Below are 12,598 nucleotides of genomic sequence, written 5' to 3' on the forward strand. Positions count from 1 at the left end.
GCCCATGAACCTCGGCAAGACGCTCGTCCAGGTTGCTACCGCGCCCGTGCGGATCGGGTTGGCCGTGGCAGATGCCGGTCTCGGCATCGCCAATGAGACGCTCAACGCGGTGCAACGCAGCATCGCCGACGCGAGCCCGCTCAATGGCAGGTCATCGATGGCCTCACTGTTCGGGATCGATGATGCGGTGGAGCGCGCGAACCGGCTGGCACGACTGTTGGACGACGACGCCCCGCTGGGCCGCGCCCTGGCTCCCGACGGCCCGATCAACCGTTTGCTACGACCGGGCGGCCTCGTGGACCAACTGACGGCCGAGGGCGGCATGTTGGACCGGCTGACCGCTGACAACGGCGCTGTGGCCCGGGCGGTGGCCCCCGGCGGGCTGGTGGACCAGGTCACCATGGAGGGCGGCCTGCTGGACCGGCTGACCACCGACGACGGCGCACTGTCACGAGTGGTCGCGCCGGGCGGGCTGGCCGATCAGCTGCTGGCAAACGACGGCCTCATCGAGCGGGTGCTGCGTGAGGACGGGGTGGCCGACCGCCTGCTCGCCGAAGGCGGCCTGCTGGACACCCTGACCGATCCCGACGGCCCGCTACTCAAACTCGCCGACGTGGCCGACACGCTGAACCGGCTGGCGCCCGGGCTCGAGGCGCTGGCGCCCACCATCGACGCCCTGCACGACGCGGTGATCACGCTGAGCCAGGTGGTCAACCCGCTCAGCAGCATCGCCGACCGCATCCCGCTGCCTCGCCGCTCGTCCCGCCGGACATCCCCGCGACCGGTTACTTCGCAGCGAATTATCGACGCCGACGACTGACCCGTTAAGCTAGGCGCGTTCCACCTGCCTCCTTAGCTCAGCGGTAGAGCAACGCTCTTGTAAAGCGTAGGTCGTCAGTTCAATCCTGACAGGGGGCTCCAAGCGCCGGCGGCGGCCGCTTGTCGGTGCTTCCTCGTAGCGTCAATCCATGAGGCTCTGTCGCAGTTGCGCTGCACCGCTGTCGAAACGCAGTCAGAAGGTCTACTGCGGTAATGCATGTCAGGCAGCAGCCCGACGCGAGGCCATGACAGAACTCTGGCTCGCGTCCGGCGAAGCCCGAGTCCGCGGCGAGCAAGGCAACTACATCCGGCTGTATCTCGCCGAAGCCCAGTCAGGCTGTTGTGCGATCTGCGGCGCAACGAGCATCTGGCAGGACCTTCCACTGACATTGGTCATGGACCACATCGACGGAAACCCGACGAACAATCGACGGGAGAACCTGCGCCTGGTCTGTCCGAACTGTGACTCGCAGCTGCCGACGTACAAGGCCCGCAACCGGGGCAACGGCCGCTACTTCCGCCGAGAGCGCTATGCCAACGGCCAGTCCTATTGAGGGCAGAGCGGCTGCACACGTTCAGGTCTCGTCGGCGATGTGCTCGTGACTCTCGTGCAGTCCCGGCCCCTGAGGGTCCTCACCCCGGCGGTCGAACTCGTCCTGCAACTCCTCTTGCTCCTCGGTCACCTCGCGGGCGTCTTTGGGTATCGGCCGGCCGCCGTCACGCTGATTCATAACCGGTTGAGTCGCCCACTTCACCGCTGACTAAACGCCTAGACCCGGGTGGTCAGCTTCCGCAGTGTTTGGTACTCGCTGTCCTTGTAGGGCCGCCCATCGGGTTGCAGCAGATCGCTGAACCACACGTTCGGCACCTTGGCGTAGGGCTTGTCCCACGAATCCCACGGGAAATAGGTCTGGGTCTTGCCGGCCACCAGCCCCCAGCTGTAGGCACCGACGTTGTGCCGCTTGGCAACCGGCAGCACGCCTTCGACGGTGCTGCCCTGGTCCCGGGCCAGGTATTCAGTGCACAGGATCGGCCGCCCCAGCGGGGCCAGTTCGGCGATGCGGGCCTCGAACTCGTCAGGACCGGCATAGGAGTGGAAGGAGATGACGTCGGAATTGTCGAGTTGGAAGTTGTCCATCTCGCTGCGGCTTCCGCGGTCCCAGCTCCCCTGCCAGACCCCGCTGGTCAGGGGCTGAACGGCGTTGACCGAGCGCGCCCAGCCGAACACCTGGGGCAACAGACCGCCGACCGCGTCGATCTTGTCCTTGCGTTCGACCTTGCGGTACTGCTTCGCCGGATTGTCCGGCTCGTTCCACAGGTCCCAGCCCAGCACCCGGTTGTCGTTGCGGAACTGGCTCATCACCCCGACCACGTAGTCACGCAGCACGGGGCGGTAGCGGGGGTCATCGATGCGCTGCGCGCCGGGGCTCTGCACCCAGCCCGAATTGTGCACACCCGGGGTCGGCGCCCGCTGCGGCCCGATCTTGGGGTGCGGATCCCAGCAGGAGTCGAAGAAGACGAACAGTGGCTTGATGCCGTGACGGGCCGCGATCCCGACGAATTGGCCCAGCCTGCTTTGGAATCCGGCCCGGTCCTGCGCCCACAGCAGATCGTGCAGGAACACCCGGACGGTGTTGAACCCGAGGAGCCGGCACGCCCCCAGCTCGCTGTCGATGCGCCGTGCGTCGTAGGTGCCCGGGGAGAACATCTCGAGCTGGTTGATCGCGTTCGACGTGACGAAGTTGGTGCCGACCAGCCAGCCCTGCGCCTGATACCACGCGTTGGCGCGCTCGACCGGCCATTGGCCCGGTGCCGCGGTGGCACGCGGGATCACCGGAAGAGGGGCCAGTACCTGAGGGAGAGCCGCTGCTGCTGCCAGTACCAACGGGATCTTGAGGGCCGTTCGACGGTGCACTTAGTGAACATAGTGGGCCCCAGCAAACGGTCCGGGATCCCGTATCACATTGCAATCATTGAGGTTTCATATTGTTATCAAGCCGGCACCGTCAGAGCCGTCCCACCGTGAAATCGGCGGCCTGACCCGGCATGCCGTTGAGCACGTATGCGGTGTGCGCGAAGTTGGGGACCCCCGCTGGTGTTCCGTCGCAGATGGTGTCACCGGGCTCGCACAGCTCGATGGTCTTGTCCTTGTACCGCGGACCGATCACCATCGGCGGCGCACCGATGTCGCGCATGAACTCATCCGACGGTGTCCCCAGCAACACCACCGATGCCACGTGGTCGGCGACCTCGGGCGCCATGGGCTCGGGGATGTACTGCTTGTACTCAGGGGGTATGCCGTCCGGCAGGGTGGCCGCGGTGGTGTAGCCCGCTACCACCGCGCCCTGGGAGTAGCCGCCCAGCACAACCTTTGTCTTGGGGCAGTCCCTGGCCGTCGCCTTGATGTGGTCGGCCGCGTCGCGGATCCCGTCGACGACCGTCCTGGCGAACTCGATCCGGTCACCGAAGTTTCCGCTGGCCTGGTAATTCACCGGGTAGACCTCGACCGAACGTTCTCCGGCACGCGCGCGCAGCGCATCGACAAAGGATTGTCCGGGGCCGCCGACGCCGGGCGGCTCGTAGGTGCCGCGGGCGAACACCACCTCGACGTCGGGGCACGGCTGCGCCGCCGCGGCGGGCATGGGGGCAATTGGTATGGCGCAAGCAGCAATCAGCGTCGCACCCTGGATTACTTTGAGGACGTTCATTTCGACTCCACGCCTACCGGATCGTGACGAACGTTACGGTTCCCCATGCTGACACAATCCAAACCGAGATAAAACCCGTTTGGTTACGGACGGAACTACTCCAGCGGGACGTCCAGATGTGGCCGCGGATCGGCTGCGCCCGGGCCGTCGAAGTGCCACCACTCCCCGGGGTACACGGTCAGTCCGCCGGCACTCATTGCGTCGCGCAAGCGGGCCCGGTTGGCTTGGGCTGCCGGACTGATCCCGTCGGTGGCGTAGGCCAGGCTGCGCGGGGTGAAGTCGTCGAAGCCGGTACCCATGTCGGCCCCTGCGATCGTCACGTCCACGGAGCGGCCTGCCTCGTGGCTGCGGGCGTAGGCGCCCGGCCGGGCGACCCAGTTGGGGTTGGGCACCACCTCGAACATGCTCACCTGAACCTCGTGCGGCCGGTAGCAGTCCCAGAAAACCAACCTGTCAGGCCGCAGCGCGGCCGCAGCGGCCGCCAGTCCGGGGGCCATCGACTCGTGGACCAGGCATGGCGCCCCGGGGGGATAGAGCCGTTGGCCGACGAAGTTGTCGCTGGTTGCGTACCGCAGGTCGATCACCGCGTCGGGGACCACGGAGCGCACGTCGACCAGTCCGGCCTCGGCTGCCGGCCCGGCTGACGCGGCCGGCGCCCCGGCGACGGGGACGGCACAGCCGACGGCCGCCAGCACCGTTGCCAGCAGCGGCCGAACTCCTGCGGAAATGACACTCTCTTCTTTAGGCATATCGCTTTCCGATGTACGATAACCACACTCTTGATGCGGCGTCGGGACCCCGGCGGCCGCTTGGTTATGCGCATAAGTAGTGCACACGAGTGAACCGACGGATTGGAGCGATCCTATGGCGTCAGCCGTACCGGAGACCGCCGCAACCCGCTATGCCGGCAGACGGGTCGAACGGGTCGAGGACACCCGCCTGCTCACCGGACGCGGCACCTACGTCGACGACATCGCGCGGCCCGGCATGCTGCACGCCTGCTTCGTCCGCAGCCCGTATGCGCACGCGAAGTTCACCACCATCGATGCCGCCGCCGCCCTGGCACTTCCCGGCGTCCACGCGGTACTGACCGCCGCCGACCTCAACCCCGAGGTCAAAGAGGCCTGGCATGCCGTCGCCGGCAAGGACGTCCCCGACACCCCGCGGCCACCCCTGGCCGAGGGCGAGGTGAAATTCGTCGGCGACCCGGTGGCGCTCGTCATCGCCGAGAACCGCTACCTCGCCGAGGACGCCGTGGACCTGGTCGACGTCGACTACGAGCCGCTGCCCGCCATCGCCGACTTCCGCCAGGCACTCACCTCCGAGGTGTCCGTCCACGAAGCCTTCCCGGACAACAACGCCGGCGGCATGGCCGGGATGCCGCCCGACGAAGAGGTCTTCGGCGCGGCGGCACACGTGGTCAAAGAGCACATCTATCAGCAGATGCACGTGCCGGTTCCGATCGAGACGCGCGGCATGGTCACCGAATGGTCGGCAACCTCGGGCGAACTGACCATCTGGGCATCCACCCAGACCCCGCACGAACTGCGGGCATTCGCCGCCCGCCTGCTCGGCATCCCGGCCCAGCACGTGCGGGTCATCATGCGCGATACCGGCGGCGGATTCGGCCAGAAGGTCGTGCCGATGCGCGAGGACATGTGCATCATGTTGGCCGCGCGCAGAGTGCCGACCGCGTTGAAGTGGATCGAGGATCGCCGCGAGAACCTGATGTCGGCCGGCCAGTCGCGCCACGTCGACGGCGACGTGCGCATGGCGTTCGACGACGACGGCGCCATCCTTGCCGCCGACATCGACTTCATCCAGGACGTCGGCTCCTACCCGACCCCGTACCCGGTGCTGACCACCGCGGCCATCGGCATGTTCTTTCCCGGCCCGTACCGGGTTCCCAAAGCGAGCTTCAACTACAAGACTGTGTTCTCCAACACCGCTGGCCTGCACGCCTACCGCGGACCGTGGCAGTACGAAACGCTCACCCGCGAAATACTTCTCGACATCGCTGCCCGGAAGATGGGCATGGATCCGGTGGAGCTGCGGCGCAAGAACCTGCTCCGCCGCGACGAGATGCCGTATTTCAACCCCAACGGCATGCCCTACGACCATGTAGCCCCGATCGAGACGTTCGAGCAGGCCGTGAAGATCCTCGACCACGAGGGCTTCCGCAAGGAGCAAGCCGAGGCGCTGGCCAAGGGCCGCTACCTCGGGCTGGGCTTCTCGGCCTACATCGAGCCGACCGGGGCGGCCACCGGGCACCTGGCCAGCGAAGGCTGCACCATCCGGATGGAGCCCACCGGCAAGATCAATGTGTACGTCAACGGTGGATCCACCGGAAACAGCTTGGAAACCACCGTCATTCAGCTCACCGCCGACGCACTCGGCGCCGACATCGACGACGTCGCCACGATCCAGGGCGATACCGCGGTGACGCCGTACGGCGCAGGCACCCAGGGCAGCCGCAGCGCGCCGATGACCGCGGGCGCGGTCAACGAGGCCGGCACCATCCTGCGCAAGCAGCTGGTCGCGATGGCCGCGGCCCGCCTCGAGGTCGACGAGTCCGAGATCGAGCTCGGCGGATCGAAGGCAGTCGCGCGCAATGATCCCGAAAAGAGCGTCAGCTTCGCCGATCTCGCCTTCCGCGCGCACTATGAACCGCAGATGCTGCCGCCGGGTATGTCGGCGAACCTGGAGGCGACCGCGCGCTACACCGCACCGCCGACGGCCCCGATCCACTGGGCCAACGCCACCCACGCCTGCACGTGTGAGGTCGATGTCGTCACCGGGCACGTCACCCTCACCCGCTACATCGTCAGCGAGGATGTCGGCCCGATGATCAACCCCAACGTGGTCGAAGGCCAGATCGCCGGCGGCACCGTCCAGGGCATCGGCGGCGCGCTGTTGGAGAAGCTGTCCTACGACGACGCCGGAAACCCTTTGTCCTCAACATTTGTCGACTACCTACTGCCCACCGCCACCGAGGTGCCGGTGATCGAATACGGCCATGTCGAGATCCCCGGCCCCGGCGTCGGCGGCTACAAGGGTGCGGGCGAGGGCGGCGCCATCGGCTCGACGCCCGCGGTGATCAACGCCGTGAACGACGCACTGGCCCCGCTCGGCGTCACCCTGACCACACTGCCCGCCACCCCGGCGGCCATCGTCGAAGCCATAGAGCAGGCGCAGGAACCCCGCTCGCAGAAACCATCAGGAAGGGATCACTGATCGTGGAGCTCAACAACGAATTCCGGGTCGCGGTACCTGCGGCGAAAACCTGGGAGGTGCTCACCGACGTCGAACGCGTGGCACCCTGCCTGCCCGGTGCCACCCTGCTGAGCGTCGACGGCGACGATTTCACCGGCGCGGTCAAGGTGAAGGTCGGTCCGATCACGGTGTCCTACAAGGGGGATGCGACGTTCCAGGAGAAAGATGCGGCGGCGCAGCGGGTGGTCCTCAAGGCCAACGGCAAGGAGACCCGCGGCAACGGCACCGCCTCGGCCATCGTGACCGCTCAGCTCAAAGACGAGGGCGCCGACTCCACGCTCGTGGTGGTCACCACCGATCTGGCCATCTCCGGCAAGGCGGCGCAGTTCGGCCGCGGCGTGCTGGCGGATGTGGCGGGCAGCCTGATCGACCAGTTCGCCCGCAGCCTGGAGGCCGAGTTGCTCGGCGGGGCGACACCGGCTGCCGAGCCTGGCGCCGGCGCCACCGCGGCCCAGCAGGCACCGCAGGAGGCCGCCCCGATCAACGCGCTCGCGCTGGCCAAGGTGATGGCGGTGCCGATGGCCAAGCGCTTCGCCCCGGCCATCGGCGCGGTCGCGGCCGCGGGTGTGCTCGGCTTCCTGTTCGGCCGGGCCGGGCGCAACAAGCGCAAGAGCAGCGGGCTGACCGCCGAGGACCTGCACGCCGCGCTGCTGCGGTTGGTGTCATGAAGCCCGCCCCCTTCGCGTATCACCGACCCGCCACGGTCACCGAGGCGGTGGCCCTGCTCGGCGAGTACGGCGAGGACGCCAAGATCCTGGCCGGCGGTCAGAGCCTGGTGCCGATGCTGGCCATGCGCCTGACCCACTTCGAGAACCTGATCGACATCACGCGGCTGCCGGAGCTGAACGACATCACGCTGCAGGGCAACGAGGTTCGGATCGGCGCGGCCACGCCGCACGCCATGGTCGGGCTGGACGACGAGATCGCCGAATCGGTCCCGCTGCTGACCCTGGCCACACCGCACATCGGGCACTTCCAGATCCGCAGCCGCGGCACACTGGGCGGGGCGATCGCGCACGCCGATCCGGCAGCCGAGTACGCGGCCGTCGCGCTGGCCCTCGACGCCACGATCGAGGCCACCTCGGCCCGCGGCACCCGGACGATCCCGGCCGCCGAGTTCTTCACCGGCCTGTGGGAAACCTCGTTGGCCACCGACGAAATCCTGACCGCGGTGCGCTTTCCGGTGGCATCGGGCCGCAGCGGTTTCGGGATCGCCGAATTCGCGCGACGTCACGGTGATTTCGCGATCGCCGGCGCCGTCGTCGGGTTCGACCTCGACGAGGACGACCGGATCACCCGCTGCGGCATCGGCCTGCTGGGGCTCGGGTCCACCCCGTTACGGGCGACCCCGGCCGAGGCGGCGCTGATCGGCACCCCGATCGGCGGTATCACCGCCGACGAGATCGGGCGCCTGGCCATGTCCGAGCTCACCGACATTCCTTCCGACCTGCAGGGCTCGGCGTCATACCGGGCCCGGGTCGGGGCCGCCATGGTGTCCAGAGCCTGGACCCAGGCAACGACGCACGCCGAGGAGGCCCTCAATGCATGAACTGCCGGTTGCGGTTTCGGTCAACGGGCGGGACTACCAAGGTGCGGTCGAGCCGCGCGTGACGCTGGCCGACTTCCTGCGCGACAACTGTGGTCTCACCGGTACCCACCTGGGCTGCGAGCACGGTGCCTGCGGCGCCTGCACCGTCCTGCTGGACGGCCAGGCGGTCCGATCGTGTCTGGTGTTCGCGGTTCAGGTGGACGGTCAGGAAGTGACCACGGTCGAGGGCATCGCCGGGCCGGACGGTCAGCTGTCGCCGGTGCAGGCCGCCCTCAAGGAATGCCATGGCCTGCAGTGCGGCTTCTGCACACCGGGTTTCGTCACCTCGATCACCGCATTGCTGCGTGACAATCCGAAACCCAGCGACGAGGAGATCCGCGAGGGGCTGTCGGGCAACTTCTGCCGCTGCACCGGCTACCAGGGCATCGTCAACGCGGTGCACCGGGTCTGCGAACACGCCGAAGACGACGCTGAGCTCAAGGTTTTGGGCCAGCAGTAACCTCACCGCCGGTGTTGTTGCCGGCCTGGACCACTCGCCGACTCAGCCGGTACAAGTGAAGACATGAGGATCGGATTCATCGGGCTGGGCAACATGGGCGCGGCCATGGCCGCCAACCTGCTCAAGGCCGGCCATGAGGTCACCGCGTACAACCGGAGCCCGGCCAAGGTGGCGGCGCTGGCCGCCGAGGGTGCTCGACCGGCAACTTCGGTCGCCGAAGCCTGTCAGGGCGACGTCGTGGTCTCCATGCTCGCCAACGACGATGCGGTCGAGGCAGTGACATTCGGGGGTCACGGCATCGTCGCCGCCCTGTCCGAAGGCGCCGTGCATGTCTCGTCGTCGACGATCAGCACAGCACTGGCCGAGCGCCTCACCGGGGCCCACGCGGAGGCCGGCCAGAGTTTTGTCGCGGCCCCGGTGTTCGGTAGGCCCGAGGCCGCCGCAGCGGCCAAGTTGTTCGTCGTCGCGGCCGGAGCGCCGGCCACGGTGGCTGCGGTGACCCCGGTGTTCGAGGCGATCGGACAGCGCACATTCGTCCTCGGCGAGGATCCCAGCGCGGCCAACCTCGTGAAGATCAGCGGCAACTTCCTGATCGCCTCGGTGATCGAATCTCTCGGCGAGGCAATGGCTCTCGTCGGCAAGGCCGGGGTCGACAAACAGCAGTACCTGGAATTGCTGACCTCGACGCTGTTCGACGCCCCGGTATATCGCACCTACGGCGGACTGCTGGCGCGTGAGGAGTTCAGCCCGACCGGGTTCGCCGCCACGCTCGGCCTCAAGGACGTCAAGCTGGCACTGAGCGCCGGCGAAGAGCTACGGGTGCCGCTGCCCGTCGCGAGCCTGCTGCGCGACCGTTTCCTCACCCTGCTGGCCACGGGCGGCGGGGAATTGGACTGGTCGGCAATGGGTGCGCTCACCGCATGGGAGGCCGGAGGAAAAGCTCCGGCCTAGCTCCCTACTCGCTGGGGACAACCCCGCGTAGGCCGTCGACGCCGTACAGCGGCTCCAGCATCCCGGAGATGTCGGGGCCCCGGCGCAGGCTGTGCCCACCGTCGACACCGATGGACTGACCGGTGATCCAGCCCGCGGCGTCGCTGAGCAGGAACACCGCCAGGTTGGCGATGTCCTCGACCTCACCGAAGCGCGGCATCGGCGTGCAGGCCTTGTAGTCGTCGCTGGCTGCCGGCAAGTCGAAGACCGGGCCGACCATCTCGGTCCGGGTCAACCCGGGCCGGATGCTGTTGAACCGCACCGAGGACGGCCCGAGTTCGTCGGCGGCCAGCTTGAGCAGATGGTCGAACGCTGCCTTGCTCACGCCGTACGCACCGAACCAGCGGTGGGTGTTGGTCGAGGCGATCGACGAGATACCGACGAACGACCCGCCGCCGGCGCGGACCATCTCCCGGCCCGCGTGCTTGATCAGGTACATCGTTCCGTTGATGTTCAGATCGACGGTCTGGCGCCACAATTCGGAGTCGATCTGGGTGATCGGACCGATGGTCAGCGACCCACCGGCACTGTGCACCACGCCGTGCAGCCGGCCGTTCCAGGCGGTGGCCACGTCGACCGCACGGCGGACCTCGTCCTCGTTGGTGACGTCGGCGGGTTCGTAGCGCACCGAACCTGACCCCTGGGCGGCGAGCTCGTCGGCGGCGGCGCTGAGCTTGTCGGCATTGCGCCCGATCAGCAGCGCGTTACCGCCCGCGGCGACGATCGCAGCCGCGGCACCCTTGCCGATGCCGCTACCGCCGCCGGTGACCAGATAAGTTCGATCCTCTAACGAAATCTGCATGGTCATGGTGTATCACGCCGGGCGGGCTTGGGAGCCCCGAGCGTCCGCCAGTCGGGAACATCGGGTGGCATACCCACCGGCCAGCGGTTCTCGTTGGCCGACGCCCAGTGCGCGTGCCCGAGTTCGTGAATGTGGAACGCATGGCGCAGGGCTTCGGTGAAGCCCATCGCGTCGCTGGCCGCGTTGACCGAATCCTTGACCAGCAAGGCCGCCATCGTCGGCCGCTCGGCGATACGCCGCGCGAATTCCAGTGTCTTGTCTTCGAGTTCGTCGCGTGCGAAAACCTTGGAGACCATGCCCAACCGGTAGGCCTCGTCGGCATCGATCGAATCGCCGGTCAACAGTAGCTCTTTGGCCTTGCGAGCGCCGAATTCCCATGGGTGAGCGTAGTACTCGACGCCCGGCATCCCCATCCGCACCCCGACGACGTCGCTGAACTTGGCGTCGTCGGCGGCCACGATCAGATCGCAGGCCCAAATCAGCATCAGGGCCGCCGAGATCGCGTTGCCCTGCACCTGAGCGATGGTGATCTTGCGCAGATCGCGCCACCGGCGGGTGTTCTCGAAGTAGAAGTGCCACTCCTGCAGGTAGGTCCGCTCGGTGACGCCGGCGGCGGTGGCGCCGTGGGACCGGAACGTCGGGTGCTGGGTCGGGCCCGGCTGACGCTCGGCCAGGGCCTCCTCGGAACCGAGGTCGTGGCCGGCCGAGAAGTTCTTCCCCCGCGCGGCCAGGATCACCACGCGGACCGCGTCGTCGGCCTCAGCGCGGCCGAAGGCCTCGTCCAGTTGCACCAGCAGGGTTCGGGACTGGGCGTTCTGCGCGTCCGGCCGATTGAGCCAGATCCGGGCGATACGTCCGTCGTCGAGTGTCTCGTATTCCACCTGACGGCCTGCGTCGTCGGGACTGACCATTCGGACCACCTCTTAGGCAGGGTAAGTACGTTACGAACTGCACATTACGTGTATCGCGCAACCGGGCTCACACCGGGATCACAGCTACCACGCAGCCGCTTCACAGCCGAAACCTTCACGCAACCGGCACCGCAACGTTCTCACAGCGATATTCCCTAGTAGGGCGTAAGATAGCGATCACCGGATGACACTTCGACGACCGTCGACCGAACGCCACCGCCGGATGCTCAGCAAACACTTCACGACCCAGAAGGAAAGCATGACCATGGCCCGTTCCCCGTATATCGCCCGTCGCTTCGCGGTCGCGGCAGGCATTGCCGCGGCCATCGCATCCGCCCCCGCATTGACGGTCCTGGCGGCCCCGTCTGCCTCCGCGGCCACATCCTGCCCCAACGGCGAGACCGAAGACACCTACACCGGGGTCTGCGTCCCGGATCTGGTGCCGAACTCCCCCGAGTTCAGCTCGGCCCCGGGCCAACTCCCGCAAATCGACGGCATCCCGTGCACCGGCGGCAACTCCGGCCAGTGCATCGGCCTGGCCGAGGAGCAACAAGCCCAGGGCCCGCAACCCGTTCCGCAGTCGACGGTCGGCAGTAGCCCCACCGTCACCGGCTCCATCGGCTGACACAGGCCCACCGCAGAGACTGCACAGTAAACCCCCAGTAGTCCTAGACTGCTGAGGTGAAGTCACGTGTTGCCGCCGCCGCGCTGACCGTCGCCGGCGCCGGTTGCGCACTGTCGGTGTGGCTGGGTTCCCCGGTCGCACAGGCGACGTGCACAACCGGTGAGGAAGAGGACGTCTACACCACCACCTGCACGCCGTTTCTGGTGCCGAATTCTCCGTCGCCGTTCAGCGGAATCCCCGGCAATCCGGATTTGCCGGCGGTGAACCTGCCGGGCGGCGGCGGGGCGATCCCGTGCACCGGGCACAACGCCGGCGAGTGCATCGGCCTGGCCGAGGAGGACGAGGCCGAGGGACCCCGGCCCGTTCCGCGGTCGACGATCAGTGCCAGCCCGTAGCACTGCCAGCCAACTCGTAGATCTGAT

Annotated in this window: 15 protein-coding genes and 1 tRNA gene; 10 read left to right on the forward strand and 6 right to left on the reverse strand. The window is 67.5% G+C overall.

The genetic code is table 11. From position 1 onward, the window contains the following. Positions 1-4 precede the first annotated feature (4 nt). The 3 genes from BN2156_RS29215 to BN2156_RS29225 all read left to right on the forward strand — a co-directional run bounded on the left by BN2156_RS29215 (position 5) and on the right by BN2156_RS29225 (position 1,373). A complete protein-coding gene (locus tag BN2156_RS29215) occupies positions 5-820 on the forward strand; it encodes a hypothetical protein (RefSeq protein WP_090518338.1) in 816 nt (271 codons plus the stop codon). Between the two features lie 26 nt (positions 821-846). Further along, positions 847-921 (forward strand) — tRNA-Thr (locus tag BN2156_RS29220). Between the two features lie 47 nt (positions 922-968). Then, the gene (locus BN2156_RS29225; protein WP_090518339.1) at positions 969-1,373 is read left to right on the forward strand and encodes an HNH endonuclease; all 405 of its coding nucleotides are present in this window, start codon (positions 969-971) and stop codon (positions 1,371-1,373) included. A gap of 21 nt (positions 1,374-1,394) precedes the next feature. Here the strand turns inward: BN2156_RS29225 and BN2156_RS30960 are convergent, their stop codons facing one another. From BN2156_RS30960 to BN2156_RS29245, 4 genes are all read right to left on the reverse strand, one after another. Next, positions 1,395-1,550: a hypothetical protein gene (locus BN2156_RS30960; protein ID WP_090518340.1), complete on the reverse strand. Its 156-nt coding sequence runs from the start codon at positions 1,548-1,550 to the stop codon at positions 1,395-1,397. 38 nt (positions 1,551-1,588) lie between these two features. Further along, positions 1,589-2,734 carry a glycoside hydrolase 5 family protein gene (locus tag BN2156_RS29235; protein WP_210436725.1) on the reverse strand — a complete coding sequence of 382 codons (1,146 nt, stop codon included), beginning with the start codon at positions 2,732-2,734 and terminating at the stop codon, positions 1,589-1,591. Positions 2,735-2,825: 91 nt separating this feature from the next. Beyond that, on the reverse strand, positions 2,826-3,527 hold the full coding sequence (locus BN2156_RS29240) for a cutinase family protein (protein WP_090518341.1): 702 nt from the start codon (positions 3,525-3,527) through the stop codon (positions 2,826-2,828). A 95-nt stretch (positions 3,528-3,622) separates the two neighbouring features. Further along, on the reverse strand, positions 3,623-4,276 hold the full coding sequence (locus tag BN2156_RS29245; RefSeq protein WP_090518342.1) for a M15 family metallopeptidase: 654 nt from the start codon (positions 4,274-4,276) through the stop codon (positions 3,623-3,625). Positions 4,277-4,391: 115 nt separating this feature from the next. On the opposite strand from BN2156_RS29245, the gene BN2156_RS29250 reads away from it, so the two are divergent. From BN2156_RS29250 to BN2156_RS29270, 5 genes are all read left to right on the forward strand, one after another. Beyond that, positions 4,392-6,761 carry a xanthine dehydrogenase family protein molybdopterin-binding subunit gene (locus tag BN2156_RS29250; RefSeq protein WP_090518343.1) on the forward strand — a complete coding sequence of 790 codons (2,370 nt, stop codon included), beginning with the start codon at positions 4,392-4,394 and terminating at the stop codon, positions 6,759-6,761. Between the two features lie 2 nt (positions 6,762-6,763). Then, entirely contained in the window at positions 6,764-7,468 is a 705-nt protein-coding gene (locus BN2156_RS29255; protein WP_090518344.1) for an SRPBCC family protein, read from the forward strand. Beyond that, positions 7,465-8,349 (forward strand): FAD binding domain-containing protein, encoded by an 885-nt coding sequence (locus BN2156_RS29260; RefSeq protein ID WP_090518345.1) that lies wholly within the window; start codon positions 7,465-7,467, stop codon positions 8,347-8,349. Before BN2156_RS29255 ends, BN2156_RS29260 begins: the two co-directional genes overlap by 4 nt. Further along, positions 8,342-8,848: a (2Fe-2S)-binding protein gene (locus BN2156_RS29265; RefSeq protein ID WP_090518346.1), complete on the forward strand. Its 507-nt coding sequence runs from the start codon at positions 8,342-8,344 to the stop codon at positions 8,846-8,848. The genes BN2156_RS29260 and BN2156_RS29265 overlap by 8 nt, the downstream gene beginning before the upstream one ends. Positions 8,849-8,911: 63 nt before the next feature. Further along, positions 8,912-9,799 carry an NAD(P)-dependent oxidoreductase gene (locus BN2156_RS29270; RefSeq protein WP_090518347.1) on the forward strand — a complete coding sequence of 296 codons (888 nt, stop codon included), beginning with the start codon at positions 8,912-8,914 and terminating at the stop codon, positions 9,797-9,799. 4 nt (positions 9,800-9,803) lie between these two features. On the opposite strand, the gene BN2156_RS29275 is transcribed toward BN2156_RS29270, so the two are convergent. Together BN2156_RS29275 and BN2156_RS29280 are read right to left on the reverse strand one after the other, a co-directional pair. Further along, positions 9,804-10,640: an SDR family oxidoreductase gene (locus BN2156_RS29275; RefSeq protein WP_090518641.1), complete on the reverse strand. Its 837-nt coding sequence runs from the start codon at positions 10,638-10,640 to the stop codon at positions 9,804-9,806. Between the two features lie 2 nt (positions 10,641-10,642). After that, positions 10,643-11,551, reverse strand: coding sequence for an enoyl-CoA hydratase (locus BN2156_RS29280; RefSeq protein WP_090518348.1), 909 nt, complete (start codon positions 11,549-11,551; stop codon positions 10,643-10,645). Between the two features lie 265 nt (positions 11,552-11,816). Here BN2156_RS29280 and BN2156_RS29285 point away from each other — a divergent pair, with 265 nt between their 5' ends. Continuing rightward, the gene (locus BN2156_RS29285; protein WP_090518642.1) at positions 11,817-12,176 is read left to right on the forward strand and encodes an intersectin-EH binding protein Ibp1; all 360 of its coding nucleotides are present in this window, start codon (positions 11,817-11,819) and stop codon (positions 12,174-12,176) included. Between the two features lie 56 nt (positions 12,177-12,232). After that, the gene (locus tag BN2156_RS29290; protein ID WP_407661759.1) at positions 12,233-12,571 is read left to right on the forward strand and encodes a hypothetical protein; all 339 of its coding nucleotides are present in this window, start codon (positions 12,233-12,235) and stop codon (positions 12,569-12,571) included. The last annotated feature ends 27 nt before the right edge of the window (positions 12,572-12,598 follow it).

Origin of the sequence: Mycolicibacterium neworleansense, from assembly GCF_001245615.1 — a bacterium.
In the GTDB taxonomy this organism is placed as follows: domain Bacteria; phylum Actinomycetota; class Actinomycetes; order Mycobacteriales; family Mycobacteriaceae; genus Mycobacterium; species Mycobacterium neworleansense.